This window comes from Mycobacterium colombiense (genome assembly GCF_001953985.1).
GTDB classification, from domain to species: domain Bacteria; phylum Actinomycetota; class Actinomycetes; order Mycobacteriales; family Mycobacteriaceae; genus Mycobacterium; species Mycobacterium colombiense_B.
In genome coordinates, this window is sequence record NZ_MBEI01000053.1 from 129,337 (window position 1) to 147,316 (window position 17,980).

General features: G+C 67.0%; 12 protein-coding genes. 6 read left to right on the plus strand and 6 right to left on the minus strand.

Annotated elements, in window-relative coordinates:
* Nucleotides 1-14: 14 nt before the first annotated feature.
* Nucleotides 15-3,293, plus strand: coding sequence for a LuxR family transcriptional regulator (locus A5732_RS15060; protein ID WP_142256623.1), 3,279 nt, complete (start codon nucleotides 15-17; stop codon nucleotides 3,291-3,293).
* On the opposite strand, the gene A5732_RS15065 is transcribed toward A5732_RS15060, so the two are convergent.
* Nucleotides 3,247-3,936 carry a GntR family transcriptional regulator gene (locus tag A5732_RS15065; protein ID WP_076102639.1) on the minus strand — a complete coding sequence of 230 codons (690 nt, stop codon included), beginning with the start codon at nucleotides 3,934-3,936 and terminating at the stop codon, nucleotides 3,247-3,249. The two genes, A5732_RS15060 and A5732_RS15065, sit on opposite strands and share 47 nt — an antisense overlap.
* A 68-nt stretch (nucleotides 3,937-4,004) precedes the next feature.
* On the opposite strand from A5732_RS15065, the gene A5732_RS15070 reads away from it, so the two are divergent.
* From A5732_RS15070 to A5732_RS15080, 3 genes are read left to right on the plus strand one after another with little or no spacing between them, the layout of a single operon-like run.
* Nucleotides 4,005-5,369, plus strand: a complete 1,365-nt coding sequence (locus tag A5732_RS15070; RefSeq protein WP_076102640.1) for an LLM class flavin-dependent oxidoreductase — start codon at nucleotides 4,005-4,007, stop codon at nucleotides 5,367-5,369.
* Nucleotides 5,362-6,546, plus strand: coding sequence for a CaiB/BaiF CoA transferase family protein (locus A5732_RS15075; protein WP_076102641.1), 1,185 nt, complete (start codon nucleotides 5,362-5,364; stop codon nucleotides 6,544-6,546). The genes A5732_RS15070 and A5732_RS15075 overlap by 8 nt, the downstream gene beginning before the upstream one ends.
* A gap of 16 nt (nucleotides 6,547-6,562) precedes the next feature.
* Nucleotides 6,563-7,474, plus strand: a complete 912-nt coding sequence (locus tag A5732_RS15080; RefSeq protein WP_076102642.1) for an HpcH/HpaI aldolase/citrate lyase family protein — start codon at nucleotides 6,563-6,565, stop codon at nucleotides 7,472-7,474.
* Here A5732_RS15080 and A5732_RS15085 read toward each other — a convergent pair.
* Genes A5732_RS15085 through prpD form a run of 4 tightly spaced genes read right to left on the minus strand, consistent with a single transcriptional unit; the run spans nucleotide 7,471 to nucleotide 14,406 of the window.
* Nucleotides 7,471-10,854: a pyruvate carboxylase gene (locus tag A5732_RS15085; protein ID WP_076102643.1), complete on the minus strand. Its 3,384-nt coding sequence runs from the start codon at nucleotides 10,852-10,854 to the stop codon at nucleotides 7,471-7,473. The two genes, A5732_RS15080 and A5732_RS15085, sit on opposite strands and share 4 nt — an antisense overlap.
* A gap of 5 nt (nucleotides 10,855-10,859) precedes the next feature.
* Nucleotides 10,860-11,987 carry a bifunctional 2-methylcitrate synthase/citrate synthase gene (locus A5732_RS15090; RefSeq protein WP_076055781.1) on the minus strand — a complete coding sequence of 376 codons (1,128 nt, stop codon included), beginning with the start codon at nucleotides 11,985-11,987 and terminating at the stop codon, nucleotides 10,860-10,862.
* Complete coding sequence (gene prpB / locus A5732_RS15095) at nucleotides 11,984-12,901, minus strand: methylisocitrate lyase (RefSeq protein ID WP_076055783.1); 918 nt, start codon at nucleotides 12,899-12,901, stop codon at nucleotides 11,984-11,986. Before prpB ends, A5732_RS15090 begins: the two co-directional genes overlap by 4 nt.
* A complete protein-coding gene (gene prpD / locus A5732_RS15100; RefSeq protein ID WP_076102644.1) occupies nucleotides 12,901-14,406 on the minus strand; it encodes a 2-methylcitrate dehydratase PrpD in 1,506 nt (501 codons plus the stop codon). The genes prpB and prpD overlap by 1 nt, the downstream gene beginning before the upstream one ends.
* A 118-nt stretch (nucleotides 14,407-14,524) precedes the next feature.
* On the opposite strand from prpD, the gene A5732_RS15105 reads away from it, so the two are divergent.
* Nucleotides 14,525-15,940, plus strand: coding sequence for a short-chain fatty acyl-CoA regulator family protein (locus A5732_RS15105; RefSeq protein ID WP_076102645.1), 1,416 nt, complete (start codon nucleotides 14,525-14,527; stop codon nucleotides 15,938-15,940).
* Here A5732_RS15105 and A5732_RS15110 read toward each other — a convergent pair.
* Nucleotides 15,930-16,814 (minus strand): ribokinase, encoded by an 885-nt coding sequence (locus A5732_RS15110; protein WP_076055788.1) that lies wholly within the window; start codon nucleotides 16,812-16,814, stop codon nucleotides 15,930-15,932. The genes A5732_RS15105 and A5732_RS15110 overlap by 11 nt on opposite strands.
* A gap of 169 nt (nucleotides 16,815-16,983) precedes the next feature.
* Here A5732_RS15110 and A5732_RS15115 point away from each other — a divergent pair, with 169 nt between their 5' ends.
* The gene (locus A5732_RS15115; RefSeq protein WP_076102646.1) at nucleotides 16,984-17,973 is read left to right on the plus strand and encodes a D-2-hydroxyacid dehydrogenase family protein; all 990 of its coding nucleotides are present in this window, start codon (nucleotides 16,984-16,986) and stop codon (nucleotides 17,971-17,973) included.
* Nucleotides 17,974-17,980: the final 7 nt, after the last annotated feature.

Sequence of the window (17,980 nt, forward strand, 5' to 3'; positions counted from 1 at the left end):
GGATGCTGGCTAGCATGAGCGAAACTGACTGGAGCGACCTGGCCGTGAGCGAGCTGCCGACCGGAACCGTGACGTTGCTGTTGGCCGACGTCGAGGGCTCCACGCGGCTGTGGGAGACCCAGCCGGACGAAATGACCGTTGCTGTCGCACGCCTTGACCAGATACTGGCGGACGTGGTCGCGGCCCACGACGGAGTTCGCCCGGTCGAGCAGGGGGAAGGCGACAGCTTCGTGGTCGCATTTGCTCGCGCCTCCGACGCGGTGGCCTGCGCCCTCGATCTGCAGCGAGCCCCGCTGGCGCCGATCCGGCTGCGGATCGGGATTAACACCGGCGAGGTGCGCCTACGCGATGAGGGCAACTACATCGGTCCGACGATCAATCGCACCGCCAGGCTGCGCGATCTCGCCCACGGCGGGCAGACCGTGCTCTCCGGGCCTACGCAAGATTTGGTGATCGACGCGCTTCCCGACGCTTCGTCGCTCACCGATCTGGGCACGCATCCGCTGCGGGATCTGCCCCGCCCGGAGCGGGTGGCGCAGCTGTGCCACCCTGATCTGCGCAACGATTTCCCACCGCTGCGTACGGCGAAAGCAGTTGCCCCGCATAATCTTCCGGTCGGGCTGACGAATTTCATTGGGCGCCAAACCGAAATCGGGGCCCTCCGTGAGGTGCTCGCCACCAACCGTCTGGTCACCCTGACCGGCGCCGGCGGAGCGGGTAAGACACGCCTGGCCGTGCACGTTGCCGCCGAACTGGCGGGCGACTTCCGCGACGGTGTCCGCTATGTGGACTTGGCGCCGGTCACCCATCCGGACGTAGTGCAGGTCACCGCGGCCCGCGCACTAGGGCTGGCCGACCAGCCGGGTCGGTCCACCATCGATACGCTGCAGCAGCATCTTCGCGACCGCAACATGCTGCTGGTGCTCGACAACTGTGAACATCTGCTCGACGCGTCCGCCGCGTTGGTTGCTGCGCTGGTCGGTGCCGCACCGACGCTGACCGTGCTCGCCACCACCCGCGAACCGCTGGGCGTGGCTGGCGAAGCGACGTGGCAAGTGCCGTCGTTGTCGCTGGACGACGAAGCCGTCGAATTATTCGCCGACCGAGCACGATTGGCCAAGGCGGGGTTTGTCATCACCGACGACACCGCGGCTGTCGTGGCCGAGATTTGCCGACGCCTCGACGGAATGCCGCTTGCGATCGAGCTTGCCGCCGCACGGGTGCGCTCGCTGTCTCTGAACGAGATCGTCGACAGCTTGCACGATCGCTTTCGGCTGCTGACCGGTGGTTCACGCACGGCGGTGCGCCGCCAGCAAACCCTGCGGGCCTCGGTGGATTGGTCGCACGCACTGCTGACCGATACCGAACGAATAATGTTCCGTCGGCTGGCGGTATTTCTCGGTGGATTCGATTTCGATGCCGCCCAGGCGGTCACCGGCGCCGACGGGGTGGAGCGCTACCAGGTGTTAGACCAGCTGAGCTTACTGGTTGATAAGTCTCTGGTGATCACGGAAAACACCGGCGGCACAACGAGATACCGACTACTCGAGACGGTCCGCCAGTACGCACTGGAGAAGCTGGGTGAATCCGGTGAAGCCGACCTTGTGCGATCTCGCCACCGTGATTACTACACGGCGATGGCGGCCGTGCTGGACGTGCCCGCGCGGAGTGACCACGAACAACGCATCGACCAGGCCGAGATCGAGATCGACAATCTCCACGCCGCATTCGCCTGGAGCCGGGAAAATTCCGACATCGAGCAGGCGCTGGCGTTGCCCTCGTCGTTGCAACCGCTGTGGTTGGCACGGGGTCGCATCCGCGAAGGGTGGGCCTGGTTCGACGCGGCTCTTGGAGATCTCGACGCGGGAAAGTTGGAAGTGACGGCCGCGGTGCACGCGCGGGCGCTCGTCGACAAAACGCTGTTATCCATCTGGATCGGCGATCCGAATATCAAGGATGAGGCAGAGCGAGCACTCGCGCTGACTCGACAAGTCGACGATCCGGCTCTGCTGGCCCGCGCGCTGAATGCTTGTGGCTTTGCCGCCGGGCAGAATTCGGAGCCGGCTGGACCGTTCTTCGCAGAAGCAAGCAGTCTGGCCAGGGAATCGGGCGACAAGTGGCAACTGTCCCAGATCCTGTCGTGGCAGGCATACGCGGCGATCAGCGTCGGTGACCCGACCGCCGCGTGCGTGGCCGCAGAGGAAGGCCGCGACATCGCCGATGCAATCGGTGATCGGCTCGACTCGCGCCAGTGTCGCTACTGGCTCGCGAATGCGCAGCTATACCGGGGTGATCCGGCAGGGGCGGCGCCACACTTCCGTGCGATCGCCGACGAGGCCGAGGTAGCCCGTGACCTGATCTACATGGTCTACGGCCTGGCCGGCGAGTGCTACGCGCTGGCATGGCATGGTGATGTGCACGCGGCCCGGCGCGTGATCTACGTGGCGCTCGAGCCCGCCTCGGAGCTCGGAGGATTCATTGGGGGTCTTGCGTACTCGGCGTTGGGACTCATGGCTCTGGCAGCGGCGGACGTTGTGCTTGCGCAGGATGCTTGCGGGGCCGCCTGGCGGGAGCTGGGTATCCGGCCGGCAATGGCGTCGGTCCAGCGGGCCTATAACGCCCAGGCCGCACTGGCCGCGGGGGATGCGGACGCCGCCGCCCGCTGGGCCGACGACGCGGTATCGATGGCCGCGGGCTGGCACCTGGCGGTGGCCCTCACAACACGCGCCCGAGTGGCGATCGCCCAGAGCAACCTGGAACAGGCCGAGCGTGATGCTCATGACGCCCTTGCCCGCAGCGCCGAAGTCCAGTCTTACCTGGGTATTTCAGACACGCTGGAGTGCCTTGCCGTACTGGTCGTCAACAATGACCAGCAACGAGCGGCGCGGCTCTTCGGCGCAGTGGATGCTATCCGGCAACGCAATGGGATGGGGCGGTTCAAAATCTACGAGGCCGACTACCAGAGTTCGGTGGCCGAGCTCCGAGATGCCATGGTTCAGCAAGACTTTGACGCCGCCTGGGGCGAAGGAGCCGCGCTGTCCATCGACGAGGCGATCGCCTACGCCCGGCGTGGCCGAGGCGAGCGGAAACGCCCGTCCAGGGGTTGGGACTCACTGACACCTGCAGAGCTCGATGTCGTGCGCCTCGTCTGTGAAGGGTTGGGCAACAAGGACATTGCCGCGCGACTCTTCGTCTCCCCTAAGACCGTGCAAGCGCACCTCACTCACGTGTACACCAAACTGGGGCTCACTTCGCGCGTTCAGCTTGCACAGGAGGCGGCTCGCCGGGGATGACCGCGCGCTGCTCCAGCCAGTCGGCCAGCGAGCGCCCCGCGTCCAGCACATGTCGTTCGGCGATGGTGCGCGCCCGCTCGCCGTCTTTGTCGCCGAGGGCGTCCAGCAGTTCCTGGTGTTCGTCGAGCGAGTGCTTCTCGTGCTCGGGGAACAAGGTGAGGAAATTGCTCGGCACCACCCGGGCGGCCTGCTTGATCTGATTCAACAGCCGCGGGGAGTGCGCGGCACGGTGGATCATCTGGTGGAAGTGCCAGTTGGCCTCGCCGATGCTGTCGTCGCCGGACCGTGCGACGACGTCGGCCGCGAGTTCGCGCAGAGTCTCGAGTTCTGCTGCCTCGATCCGCCCGGCGGCCCACGCCGCCGCCTGCCCGGTTAGCACACCGAGAATGGTGAAGCTGTCCAGCACGTCGTCCGGGCTGATGCCGAGCACCGTCACGCCGCTGCGCGGGGCGACTTGGACCAGCCCTTCGAAGGACAGCTCCAGCAGCGCCTCTCGCACCGGCGTGCGGCTGGTCGCGAATTCCTCGGTGATGGCGTCGAGGTCGACACGTGATCCGGCGGGCAGCGCGCCGGTGAGAATCCGGTCGCGCAACTCGCGCGCGGCGCGCTCGCGGACCGTTCCGGAGATGTCGATGCCTACCACCTGCGCAGAATACCAAACGACAGATCTAGCGTTTGATATCTGAAATATCAGATGTTACGTTTCAAAACATGCGTACCGACAAAATGGCGCTCGTCGCCTTCATGCAGGCCGGCAGCACTTCCGTCTACGCGGGCTCGTGGCGGCACCCCGCGACCGAGCACCGATACCTTGATGCGTCCTATTACGCCAAGATCGGTCGTCAGCTCGAAGAGGGCTGCTTCGACCTGATGTTCTTCGACGATCGCTTGGCGATGCCGGGGGTCTACGGCGGCTCGGTGGACGAAGCCGTCCAGTACGGCGCCCGCCCGGTCAAGCTCGACCTCAGCGTGATCCTCGGGGTGCTCGCGCAGGCCACGTCGAAAATCGGGCTGGGCGCCACTTACTCGACGACCTATTACCAGCCGTTCCACGTCGCGCGGACGTTCGCCTCGCTGGATCACCTTTCGGGCGGGCGCGCCGCCTGGAACGTGGTCACCTCGGTCAACGACAGCGAGGCGCAGAACTTCGGCGTCGACGCACACCTCGGCCACGACGAACGTTACGACCGCGCCGACGAGTTCATGGATGTGGTGACCGGACTGTGGGACACCTGGGAGGACGACGCCGTCCTGCACGACCGGGTGTCCGGGCAGTACGCGGACCCCGCCAAGGTGCACGAGTTGGGGCACGTCGGGCAGTTCTTCTCCGCGCGCGGCCCGTTGACGGTGCCGCGCACCCCCCAGGGCCGCCCGGTCATCATCCAGGCCGGCTCGTCGGGCCGCGGCCGCGAATTCGCTTCGCGGTGGGCCGAATTGATCTTCACCGGAGACCCGGGTATCGACGTCGCGCGCAGCCACTACGCGGATCAGAAGGACCGGATCGCCGACGCCGGCCGCGATCCCGCCGCGGTTCGCATCTGCCCCATGGCATACGCTGTCGTCGGCGAGTCGGAAGCCCACGCCAAGGAGCGCGAAGCCATGTTCCTCGATGATCTGGTTCATCCCATGGCATCCCTGACGCTCTTGTCGGAGTTGACGAATTACGACTTCGCGCAACACGATCTCGACGACCCGGTGACCGACGAACTGCTCGCCTCGGTCTCCGGCATCCGCGGACTGGTGCAGAACCTGCGCACCCATATCGGTGGGGACACCGTCACGTTGCGCGACCTCGCCAACCATCGCGCCACCCTGCTACAGGGGCCGCGTTTCGTCGGCACCGGCCAGCAGGTCGCCGACCAGATGGCGGACTGGTTCGAAACCGGCGCCTGCGACGGATTCGTGCTCGCCGCAACGCATCTGCCCGGAGCGTTCGAAGACGTCGTGCGCATGGTGGTTCCGGAGCTGCAACGCCGGGGGCTGTTCCGCACCGAGTACGAGTCGTCGACGTTGCGCGGACACCTTGGGCTGCAGCGCCCTTCGAACTCACGGGTGGCTGCCGGTGCCAATGCTTGACGGGCTGCGGGTACTCGACCTCGCCACGCTGGCCGCCGCGCCGCTGGTGGCGACCTACCTGGGCGAGTTCGGCGCCGACGTGATCAAGGTCGAGGACCCCCGCAATGGTGACCCGATCCGGGGGTGGGGCAACCAGCGCGACGGTGTGGGATTGATGTGGAAGTCGTTGTCGCGCAACAAGCGTTCGATCACCCTGGACCTGCGCTGCGCGGAGGGTCAGGCGCTGGTCCGCCGCCTGGTGGAGCATGCCGACGTCGTCATCGTCAACACCCGTCCGCAGACCTTGCGCAAGTGGGGCCTGGATTACGAGAGCCTGCGCGCGGTCAACGACCGGATCGTGATGCTGCACATCACGGGTTACGGGTTGACCGGCCCAAAGAGTGAGCGCCCGGGGTTCGGCACGCTGGGGGAGGCGATGAGCGGGTTCGCGCACATCACCGGTCAGGCCGGCGGTCCGCCCACACTGCCGCCGTTCATGCTGGCCGACGGTGTGGCTTCGCTGAACGCCGCCTACGCGGTGATGATGGCGCTGTATCACCGCGACGTGCACGGCGGGCCGGGTCAGCTGATCGACGTGAACCTGATCGACCCGCTGGCACGCCTGCTCGAACAGACGTTGTTGGGTTACGACCAGTTGGGCCTGGTGCCCGAGCGGTCCGGCAATCGGTGGGACATTTCGGCGCCCCGCAACACCTATCAGACGGCCGACGGACGATGGCTGGCCATGTCCGGAAGCTCACCGGCGCTGGCGCTGCGGGTGTTCCGGGCGATCGGGCGAGACGACCTGGTGGCAGACCCCGACTTCTCCGATCCTCAGCGCCGGCTTGCCAGGGCGCGCGAGGTCGACGCCGTGGTGGCCGATTGGGTTGCGACAAAGACGCTTTCGGAGGCGATGGAGGTCTTTGACGCCCACGAGGTGGCCGCGGCCCCGGTCTACGACATCGGCGATCTGGTCGCCGACGAGCAACTGGCGCATCGGGAAGTGTTCATCTCCGTCCATGATGCACAGCTCGGGGCGATGAAGGTGCAGGCTCCCGTTCCGCGTTTCTCATCCGCGTCCGGCGCGGTCGGCCACCTCGGACCGCGCCTCGGCGAACACAACGCCGAGGTCTACGGCGAACTACTCGGCTTGACCGCCAACGACATTGACGATCTGCGCGCCCGCGGCGTGTTGTGACAGAAGGAATTCACTAGTGACCGATCTGCTCCGTCGTTCCGAACTCGCGGTGCCCGCGAGCAACGACAACATGTTCGAAAAGGGCGCCCGGTGCGGCGCCGATCTGGTGTTCCTCGACCTCGAGGACGCGGTGCCGGTGGCATTCAAGGAGGAGTCGCGCGCCAAGGCGATCGCCGCGCTCAACGACATCGACTGGGGCCGTACGGCCCGCGCCATCCGGATCAACGGCCTGGACACCCAGTGGTGCCACGACGACGTCGCCGATGTGGTGACCAAGGCCGGTCAGAACCTCGACACGATCATCATTCCGAAAGCCCGCCGGGCCCGCGATGTCTGGTGGGTGGACGTGCTGCTCACCCAACTGGAGGCCAAACTCGGCCTGGGCAAAGCCATTCGGCTCGAGGTGCTCATCGAAGAGGTGGAAGGCCTGGCCAACGCCGAAGAGATCGCGGCGGCCAGCCCTCGCCTGGATGCCCTGATCTTCGGCGTCGGCGACTTCTCGCTGTCACAGGGCGCGCGGGTGGACACGAACTTCGTCCCGCTCGGCGAATACCCCGGCGAATTCTGGGCTTACGCGCGCAACAAGGTGATCGTGGCCGCGCGCATCGCCGGCATCGACGCGATCGACGCGCCGTATCCCGACTACCGGGACCTGTCGGGCTACGAGCGTGACGCCCGGCGCGCGTCACTGCTGGGCTACACCGGCAAGTGGGCGATCCATCCCGACCAGGTGCCCGTAGCCAACGAGGTCTACGCCCCGACCGCCGACGAAATCGCGCGGGCCGAAGCCAACGTCGCCGCCTACCGGGAAGCCGAGGCCAAGGGCCGCGGCGCGGTCGGGGTGAACGGCGTCCTGGTCGACGCGGCCCACGTGAAGCAGGCCGAGCAGACGCTGGCGCGCGCCGCCCTGATCAAGAGCAGCCGCTAGTCGATCACCACCAGGAGGTCGCCGCCCTCCACCTGTGCGGTGTGCGACACCGCGATTCGTTCGACCTTGCCGGCCTTCGGGGTGGTGACGGCGGCCTCCATCTTCATCGCCTCGATCGTCGCGATGGTCTGGCCGGCTTCGACTTCCTCGCCGACCTCGGCGGTCACCGTCACGACGCCGGCAAAGGGCGCGGCGATGTGGTCCGGGTTGGCGCGGTCGGCCTTCTCGGCGGCGGGCACGTCCGAGGCGACGCTGCGGTCACGCACCACGACCGGACGCAGCTGACCGTTGAGGATGCACATCACGGTGCGCATGCCGCGTTCGTCGGCATCGGAGACGGCCTCCAGCCCGATCAGCAGCTCGACGCCGCGCTCGAGTTGGACGCGGTGTTCGTCCCCTTGGCGCAATCCGTAGAAGAACTGATTGGCGCTCAGTCCGGACGTGTCGCCGTATTCTTCGCGGTGGTCTTCGAGATCTTTCGCCGGCCCGGGGAACAGCAACCGATTCAGCGCCGCCTGTCGGTCGGCACCGGGCGTGGCCAACGCCTTTTCGTCGTCGGCGGTCAGCTGCTGCTCCGGCTTGGCCGGACCGCGTCCCTCTAATGCCTTGGTGCGCAACGGCTCGGGCCAGCCGCCCGGCGGGTCACCGAGTTCGCCGCGCAGAAAGCCGATGACCGAATCCGGGATGTCGTAGCGTGCGGGATCGTCGGCGAATTCCTGCGCGCTGACGCCCGCTCCCACCAGCGCCAGCGCCAGGTCGCCGACCACCTTGCTGGACGGGGTGACCTTGACGAGGTGCCCCAGGATGGCATCGGCTCCGGCGTAGGCGTTTTCGATGTCCTCGAACCGGTCGCCCAGTCCCAGCGCGATGGCCTGCTGGCGCAGGTTCGACAATTGGCCGCCGGGGATCTCGTGGTGGTAGACGCGTCCCGTCGGCGCCGGCAGCCCGGATTCGAACGGCGCGTACACCTTTCGCAGCGCCTCCCAGTACGGCTCCAGGTCGCAGACCGCCGGTAGCGACAGCCCGGTGTCGTAGGCCGTGTTGGCCGCGGCGGCCACGATCGACGACAGCGCGGGTTGGCTGGTGGTGCCCGCGAGCGGGGCCGCGGCGCCGTCGACGGCGTCGGCCCCGGCGTGCCAGGCCGCCACATAGGTGGCCAGCTGCCCGCCCGGGGTGTCGTGGGTGTGCACGTGCACCGGTAGATCGAAGCGGGACTTGAGCGCCGAGACCAGCGTCGCGGCCGCGGGGGCGCGCAGCAGGCCGGCCATGTCCTTGATCGCCAGCACGTGTGCGCCCGCGTCGACGATCTGTTCGGCCAGCTTCAGGTAATAGTCGAGCGTGTACAGCTTTTCGGCGGGATCGCTGAGATCACCGGTGTAGGACATCGCCACCTCGGCGATCGCCGCCCCGGTTTCCCGCACGGCGTCGACGGCCGGTCGCATCGAGTCGACGTTGTTCAGCGCATCGAAGATCCGGAAGATGTCGATGCCGGTCGCCGTCGCCTCCTCGACGAACGCCGTGGTGACCGTCGCCGGGTAGGGCGTGTAGCCGACGGTGTTGCGCCCGCGCAGCAACATCTGCAGACAGATGTTGGGCAGCGCCTCGCGCAGCGTGGCCAGCCGCTCCCACGGGTCTTCCTTCAAAAAGCGCAGCGCCACATCGTAAGTGGCCCCGCCCCAGCATTCGATGGACAGCAGCTGCGGCGTGGTCCGGGCGATGTAGGGCGCGACCTTGATCAGGCCGCTGGTGCGGACCCGCGTGGCCAGCAGGGACTGGTGCGCGTCGCGGAACGTGGTGTCGGTGACGCCGACGCCGGGCGACTCGCGCAGCCAGGTCGCGAATCGCTCCGGCCCGAGTTCGGTCAATCGCTGCTTGGATCCCGCGGGCGGATCAGCCGACAGGTCGATGTCGGGCAGCTTGTCGTGCGGGTACACCGCCGACGGACGCTCACCGTGTGGCTTGTTGACGGTCACGTCGGCCAGGTAGTTGAGAATCTTGGTGCCGCGGTCGGCGGAGCTGCGGGCGGTCAGCAGCTGCGGGCGCTCCTCGATGAACGACGTCGTGATGCGGCCGGCCTGAAAGTCCGGGTCATCCAGAACGGCTTGCAGGAACGGGATATTCGTCGAGACACCGCGGATCCGGAACTCGGCGACCGCCCGTCGCGCCCGGCGCACCGCCGTGGCGAAGTCGCGGCCCCGGCAGGTCAGCTTGATCAGCATGGAGTCGAAGTGCGCGCTGATGTCCGCACCCAACGTGGTGCCGCCGTCCAGCCGGATGCCCGCGCCGCCGGGGGTGCGGTAGGCGGTGATCCGGCCGGTGTCCGGGCGGAAGCCGTTCGCCGGATCCTCGGTGGTGATCCGGCACTGCAGCGCCGCGCCGTGCGGAACTACCGAATCCTGGCTCAAGCCAATGTCTTCCAGGCTCTGCCCGCCGGCGATCCGCAGCTGCGCCGACACCAGGTCGACATCGGTGATCTCCTCGGTGACCGTGTGCTCCACCTGGATGCGCGGGTTCATCTCGATGAACACGTGATTGCCGCGTTCGTCGAGTAAGAACTCCACCGTGCCGGCGCACGTATAGCCGATGCTGCGCGCGAAAGCCACCGCATCCGCGCAGATCTGTTGGCGCAGTTCAGGGTCGAGGTTGGGTGCCGGCGCTATCTCGACGACCTTCTGGTGGCGGCGCTGCACGCTGCAGTCCCGCTCGTAGAGGTGCATGACGTTGCCCTGGGTGTCGGCCAGGATCTGCACCTCGATGTGCCGCGGATTGATCACCGCCTGCTCGAGAAACACCGAGGCGTCCCCGAACGCGGACTCGGCCTCACGGCTGGCCGCCTCGATCGCCTCGGGCAGCGACCCGGCGTCGGCCACTCGGCGCATCCCGCGTCCGCCGCCGCCGGCGACCGCCTTGACGAACAGCGGGAACTCCATCGACTCGGCGGCCGCCAGCAGCTCGTCCACCGACGTCGAGGGTGCCGAGGACGCCAGCACCGGAAGACCCGCTTCCCGCGCCGCCGCGATCGCCCGCGACTTGTTACCGGTGAGCTTCAGCACCTCGGCGTTCGGCCCGACGAAGGTGATGCCCGCGGCAGCGCAGGCCGCGGCCAGGTCCGGGTTCTCCGACAGGAAGCCGTAGCCGGGATAGATCGCATCCGCCCCGCACGCCCGCGCCGTCTCCACAATGTTGTCGATCGACAGGTACGCGCGGACCGGGTGCCCCTCCTCGCCGATCTGGTAGGACTCGTCGGCCTTCAGCCGATGCACGGAATTGCGGTCCTCGTAGGGATAGATCGCGACCGTGCCGATTTCCAGCTCATAGGCCGCGCGGAACGCGCGGATCGCGATCTCCCCGCGATTGGCGACCAGTACCTTCGCAAACACGGTATTTACGATAGAGCGCGCTGCGGAGGTCCGACATACTCGCTCAGCGGACGGATCAACGCGTTGGACGCGGTCTGCTCGATGATGTGTGCAGTCCACCCGGTGATGCGGCTCATCACGAAGATCGGCGTGAAGATGCCGATGTCGAAGCCCATCAGGTAATAGGCCGGTCCGGTCGGGAAGTCCAGGTTGGGTTTGATGCCGTTGGCCTCGGCCATCCCCTTCTCCAGTACTTCGTAGATGTCGAGCCACTTTTGGCCGTCGCGCGCCGCGGCGACGCGCCTGAGGGCCTGCTTCATGGTCGGCACCCGCGAGTCACCGTTTTTGTACACCCGGTGGCCGAACCCCATGATCTTGTCCTTGCGATCCAGCTTGCCCCGCAGCCATTCCGCGGCCCTGTCGGCGCTGCCGATGTCGAGCATGTCGTGCATGACGGCCTCGTTGGCGCCGCCGTGCAGTGGGCCCTTGAGCGCTCCGATGGCGGCCGTGACCGCGCTGTAGATGTCGGACTGGGTGGAGGTCACCACCCGCGCGGCGAAGGTCGACGCGTTGAAGCTGTGCTCGGCGTAGAGGACCATTGACTGCTCGAAGGCGTCCACCACCACCTGCTCGGGCACGTCACCGAAGCACATGTGCAAAAAATTCTGCGCGTAGTTCATGTGGCTGTGCGGGGCGATGGGGTCCAGGCCACGTCGGCGCCGCATGTCGGCGGCGACGATGGTGGGCAGCACCGCGAACATCCGCAACGCCTTGGCGTAGTTGGCCGCCGGGCTGCTGTCGTCCTCTTCGGGGTCTTCGGCGCCCATCGAGCTGATGAAGGTGCGCACCACGTCCATCGGGTGGCAGGTCTCGGGCAGCTTGGCCAACAACGCGAGCTGGGATCGGTTCAGCCGGCGGGCCGCTCGTTCCCGCTGGGTGAACAGCGCGAGCTGTTGCTCGTCGGGAAGCTCGCCATGCCAGAGCAGGTAGGCAACCTGCTCGAAGCTGCAATGCGCCGCCAGATCCTGCACCGCATACCCGCGGTAGGTCAGGGAGTTGGTCTCCGGGACGACCTTGGAGATGGCGGTGGTGTCGACGACGACACCGGCCAGGCCCTTGTAGATGCGGGGTTGGTTGTCTTCGATGGCGCTCATCGCGCGTCTCCTTTGAGGGCGAAGTTGTAGATGTCGGAATCGAATTGGTTGTAGTCGGCGTAGCGCAGCAGCTCGTAGAGCCGACTGCGGTGTTGCATGCGGTCCAACAGGCCGGATTGCGTTCCCGCGTCCGCGATTTCGCGAAGGCCGTCCTCGACGGCGTACATGGCCAGCCGCAACGTGGTCACCGGGTAGATCACCACGTTGTAGCCGATGTCGCAGAGCTGCGCGACGGTCAGGAGCTCCGACTTGCCGAACTCGGTCATGTTGGCCAGCAACGGCGCGTCCACGGCGGCCCGGAACCGCTCGAATTCGCTTGGTGTGTGCAGGGCTTCGGTGAAGATCAGGTCGGCGCCCGCGTCGGCGTAGGCCTTCGCACGATCGATCGCGGCGGGCAGGCCCTCGATGCCGGCGGCATCAGTGCGGGCGCAGATGATGAAATTCGGGTCCCTGCGGGCGGCCACGGCGGCCCGCAGGCGTTTGATCATCTCGGCGGCCGGCACCACGGCCTTACCGTCGAGATGGCCGCACCGCTTCGGGTTTTCCTGGTCCTCGAAATGACAGCCGGCCAGCCCGGCGTCTTCGAGCACGGTCACGGTGCGCGCGGCACTCATCGGCTCGCCGAAGCCGGTGTCGGCGTCGATCAGGGTGGGCAGATCGGTGACCGCCGCGATCTGCGCCCCGCGGCCGGCGACTTCGGTCAGGGTGGTCAGGCCGATGTCGGGCAGGCCGAGGTCGGCCGACAGCACCGCCCCGGACACGTACACCCCGTCGAACCCGAGCTCGGCGACCAGCTTGGCGACCAGGGGGGAGAAGGCACCCGGGAACCGCTGCAACCGGCCGCTTTTCAGCGCGGCACGAAATTGCGCCCGCTTGGTCGACGCCGGTGCGGTGCCGCCGATCAGCCCGCCCATCAGAAGATCCCCGAGGGAATCGCGGGTGCCCGGTCGAGCACCAGCGGACCGACCGTGATGTTCAATGCGCCCAGCGCGCCGGGTTGCAGGTCCGAAAGGGCCTCAGCCGCGGAAAGGAAGCGCCGCTGCTCGGTGTCGCTGACGATGCCCTCAGCCAGTTCGTGAAACTTTCCGATGTACTGCGCGCGCGCAAACGGCCTGGCCCCCAGGGGGTGTGCGTCTGCGACGGCGATCTCGTCGACGATGACCTCGCCGTTTTTGAGGGTGATCTCGGCGCGGGCTCCGAACGCCTTGTCGCGCGGATCCGGGGAGTGGTAGCGCCGGGTCCATCCGGGATCTTCGACCGTCGAAATCTTGCGCCAGAGCTCGACGGTGTCGGGCCGGTGCGCCCGCTCCGGCGCGTAAGACCCTTCGTGATGCCAGGTTCCGTCCTGTAAGGCGACGGCGAAGATGTACATCACCGAGTGGTCCAGCGTTTCCCGGGAGGCATCGGGGTCGAACTTCTGCGGATCGCCCGCTCCGGTGCCGATCACATAGTGGGTGTGGTGACTGGTGTGCAGCACGATCGTCGCGATCTGGTCGAGATCGCCGATGCTGTCCCGCATTCGGCGGGCCAGGTCGATCAGCGCCTGGCTCTGGTATTCGGCCGAGTGCTCCTTGGTGTAACTGTCCAGGATGGCGCGCTTGGGTTCGCCCGGCTCGGGCAGCGGAACCTGGTAGGTGTGCTCCGGCCCCGAGAGCAGCCAGGCGATCACCCCGTCCTCGCCCTCCCAGATCGGGGCGGGTGCGGCCTCGCCGCGCATGGCACGGTCGACCGCCTCGATGGCGACCTTGCCGGCCCAGGCGGGCGCGTATGCCTTCCAGCTGGAGATCAGGCCCTTGCGCGACTGCCGAGTGGACGTCGTCAGGTGCAGCGCCTGCCCGATCGCCTGATAGATGGTGTCCTTATCCAGCCGCAGCATGGTGCCCAGTCCTGCGGCGACCGACGGGCCGAGGTGAGCGACATGGTCAATCTTGTGCTCGTGCAAGCAGATTCCCTTGACCAGATCGATCTGGATCTCGTAACCCGTTGCGATGCCGCGGATCAGGTCGGCTCCGCCGATCCCGAGGTGCTGGGCCACCGCCACGAGGGCCGGGATGTTGTCACCCGGGTGGGAGTACTCGGCAGCCAAGAAAGTGTCGTGGAAGTCAAGTTCGCGCACCGCGACGCCGTTGGCCCAGGCCGCCCATTCCGGGGAGTAGTCGCCCTGGATGCCGAAGACCTTGGCGCCCTTGAACGAGCTGGGGTGCGCTTGCGCCTGGGCTCGGGCGGCGGCTACCGGGCGGCGGGTCACCGAGGCGGCCGACACCGCGGCGTTGTCGATGATCCGGTTGATCACCATCGCCTCGGTATCGGCGGGTACGGCGACCGGGTCGGCCGCGACCTCCGCGATCTTCCAGGCCAGGTGCTCATTCCGTGGGAAGTCGTCGGCGCTGCGTCGGGTTCGCACGTCATGAAGGCGCATAAGCCGCACAGTACGCAAAGCGGCATGCGAGGTAAATGCGCTGTAAAAGCGTAATCGTGTGTCCTTACCGGTAGCGTTTTGCGAACGTTGTGAAAGTGGCGGGCGTACCGTGTGATGGGTGGCGAAGACGTTCGCCGGAGCACGGCTACGGCGATTACGCGAGGAGCAGGGGCTGACCCAGGTGGCGCTGGCGCGCGTCCTGGGACTGTCGACCAGCTACGTCAACCAGCTGGAAAACGATCAGCGCCCGATCACGGTGCCGGTGCTGCTCACCCTCGCCGAGCGGTTCGACTTGCCGACGCACTATTTCGCACCGGAATCCGACGCCCGCCTGGTGTCGGACCTGCGCGAAGTCCTGGTCGACACGTCCGCCACGGCCGCGCAAGTCCAGGAGCTCGTCGCCCGGATGCCGGCGATCGGCCAGACACTGGTCAATCTGCACCGCCGGCTGCACGACACCACCGCCGACCTCGAAGCGCTGCACAGTCGCGCCAACGTCGACACGTCGGGAATGTCCCAGCAGCCAATGCCTTTCGAAGAGGTCCGGGACTTCTTCTACGACCGCAAGAACTACATCGGCGAACTGGACGTCGCTGCCGAAGACTTGTTCAACGAGAACCGGTTGCGCGTCGGCGGTCTCGACGGCCAGCTGGCGCAGTTGCTCGCCGACAAACTCGACGTCACGGTGGTGATCGACGACGGCCAGGCGCTGGATCCCAACTCCAAACGGCTGTTTGCGCCCGATTCCAAGACCCTTTATCTGGCACGGTGGCTTCATCCCGGCCAGCGTGCCTTTCAGCTTGCCACCCAGATCGCCCTGCTGACCCAGGACAGGTTGATCACCGGGATCATCGCCGGCGACGATCAGCTCAGCGACGATGCGCGCGGCGTCGCCCGCATCGGCCTGGCCAACTATTTTGCCGGCGCCCTGCTGTTGCCCTACTTGAGATTCCTGGATGCCGCCGAGGGTGTCCGCTACGACATCGACCAACTGGCAAGGCGATTCGAGGTAGGGTTCGAAACCATCTGCCACCGGCTGTCCACCCTGCAACGCCCAAACGCCCGCGGCATCCCGTTCATCTTCGTCCGCACCGACAGCGCGGGGAACATCTCTAAACGCCAGTCCGCCACGGCGTTTCACTTTTCCCGCGTCGGCGGAAACTGCCCGCTGTGGGTGGTGCATCACGCGTTTTCGCGGCCCGGCCAGTTCCTGACGCAGGTCGCGCAGATGCCCGACGAGCGCACCTACTTCTGGATCGCCCGGACCACCACGACTGACCCGAGCCGCTACCTCGGGCCGGACAAGAGCTTCGCCATCGGGCTGGGCTGCGACATCGCCCATGCCGGCAAACTCATCTACTCCGTCGGCATCGATCCGACCAACACCGAATCGATCGTGCCGATCGGCGCCGGCTGCAAGATCTGCGACCGGCCCGCCTGCCCGCAACGCGCCTTCCCATACCTCGGCCGCCCGGTATACGTCGATCCGCACAGCAGCACGGATCTGCCGTATCCACCGGCGATTACGACCTGAGCGCGGTCAGGTCGGGCCGCCCGCCGAGGCGCTGCACCGTGGCGCTGGCGGCCGAGGATGCCAGCCGGCCGGCGTCCCGCGGTGCGGCGCCATCGCGCAGGGCGGCAATCAGCCCGGCCACGAATGCGTCACCCGCTCCGGTCGGATCCACCACGTCCACGTCGGCGAATTCGAAAATTTCAGTGCCGCCCCGCCAAGCCACAAGATCACCCACATCGGGAACAGCGATCGCGACCAGTTCCGGACCGCAGGACAGCAGGTGGTCGGCCAACTCGCGAGCCTGCTCCACCGTGGTGATCTCCCGGTCCGCGATCAGCGACGCTTCGGTGGCATCGGCGCGTAGTACGTCGACCGCCCCGAGGAGGTCTGCCCGAGTCGACGGGTCCGGGACGCCGTCGGCGACCACCCGCCGTCTGAGTTGCCGCGCGCGCTGCGCGGCGGCCAAAGCTGTGGCGGCCGGCTGTTGCAGCTGAATAGACACGGTGTCGGCGTCGTCGAACAGGGAGGCCGACCGATCGAGGTCGGCGAGGCGAACCAGCGAACTTTCCGGAACATCTTCCAAGAGCATGCGTTCGGGCGGCCGGCCCACGACATCGATCAGAAGCGCCGTTGTGCCGCGCCGCGTGACGCCGTCGACGTCGATGCCGTCGCGGCGCGCCTGCTGCAGCACCGATGCGCCGGCATGGTCGTCACCCACGACGCCGATGAGCGCGACCGGCACTCCCAGCTGCGACAGACCGACGGCCTGGTTGGCGCCCTTGCCGCCGAGCAACTCGTTGCGCTGCAAGATCGTGACTGATTCGCCCGCCGTCGGTGGCCCGTCGGTGCGCAGCACCAGGTCGCGCGCGATCTGACCGATCACCAAAACGCCCATGAGTACACAGTGCCCACTTTTCGTTAGGTGAACAATGCCGCTGGCCAGGCGGCTGAATCCGCGCCGAGGACGAAACCGGCGCCGCAGCCGCTGCGCGACGTCGTCACGGTCTTGACGGCACCCGCAACGTAATGGTCCAGTGAGCCATGCACCGGATCGCGGAGTCGGCATGCCCAAGGTAGCGATTCTCGATGACTACGCGGGCGTGGCCTTACAGGTTGCCGACTGGTCGCATGTACAAAACCAGGCCGAGGTAACCGTTTTCGACCGGCACCTTGCCGAGGACGAGGCGGCCGATGCGCTGCGGCCGTTTGATGTGGTGTGCACCCTGCGAGAGCGGATGGCCTTTCCGCGCACCCTGATCGAGCGGCTGCCCGACCTGAAGCTGATCACCATCGTCGGCAGGAGCCTGCCGAACCTCGACATGGCCGCAGCCACCGAACACGGGATTCTGGTGGCGCATTCGGATTTCGCCCATCCCCGGTTCAGGTCCATGCGCGATGCCACGCCGGAACTCGCCTGGGGACTGATGATCGCGACGGTGCGCAATCTGGCCGACGAGCATCGAAACATGCGGGACGGCGGATGGCAGAGCAGCGTGGGTATGACCCTGTCCGGCAAGACAATCGGGCTGCTCGGTCTGGGCAGGGTCGGCCGGCGCATGGCCGAATACGCCACCGCATTCGGCATGGAAGTCATTGCGTGGAGCCAGAACCTGACCGAGCAGGCCGCCGGGAGCGTGGGCGCCCGCCGGGTCGAGAAGGCCACACTGTTCGAATCATCCGACGTGGTCTCCATTCATCTGGTGCTCTCGGAGCGCACCCGGGGACTGGTCGGTGCGGCCGAGCTGGCACTGATGAAGCCACACGCCTACCTGATCAACACCTCCAGGGGCCCGATCGTCGAGGCGGCGGCCTTGATGGCGGCGCTGGAAAGCCGCCGCATCGCCGGGGCCGGGCTGGACGTCTATGACACCGAGCCGCTGCCGAAAGACCACCGGCTGCGGCTGCTTCCGAACGTGACCCTGACTCCCCACCTGGGGTACGTCACGCGCGAAATGCTGGGTGCCTTCTACTCCGACACGGTGGAATCGGTGGCGGCCTTCCTGCACGGGGAGCCCATCCGGATCGCCAATCCCGAAGCCACGCAACGGGACTGAAACCGGC

Bases quoted from the DNA above. Each gene is read 5' to 3' on its own strand.
- A5732_RS15060 (WP_142256623.1), top strand. From the start codon at position 15: ATGAGCGAAACTGACTGGAGCGACCTGGCCGTGAGCGAGCTGCCGACC.
- A5732_RS15070 (WP_076102640.1), top strand. From the start codon at position 4,005: ATGCGTACCGACAAAATGGCGCTCGTCGCCTTCATGCAGGCCGGCAGC.
- A5732_RS15075 (WP_076102641.1), top strand. From the start codon at position 5,362: ATGCTTGACGGGCTGCGGGTACTCGACCTCGCCACGCTGGCCGCCGCG.
- A5732_RS15090 (WP_076055781.1), bottom strand. From the start codon at position 11,987: ATGAGCGCCATCGAAGACAACCAACCCCGCATCTACAAGGGCCTGGCC.
- prpB (WP_076055783.1), bottom strand. From the start codon at position 12,901: ATGGGCGGGCTGATCGGCGGCACCGCACCGGCGTCGACCAAGCGGGCG.
- prpD (WP_076102644.1), bottom strand. From the start codon at position 14,406: ATGCGCCTTCATGACGTGCGAACCCGACGCAGCGCCGACGACTTCCCA.
- A5732_RS15110 (WP_076055788.1), bottom strand. From the start codon at position 16,814: ATGGGCGTTTTGGTGATCGGTCAGATCGCGCGCGACCTGGTGCTGCGC.
- A5732_RS15115 (WP_076102646.1), top strand. From the start codon at position 16,984: ATGCCCAAGGTAGCGATTCTCGATGACTACGCGGGCGTGGCCTTACAG.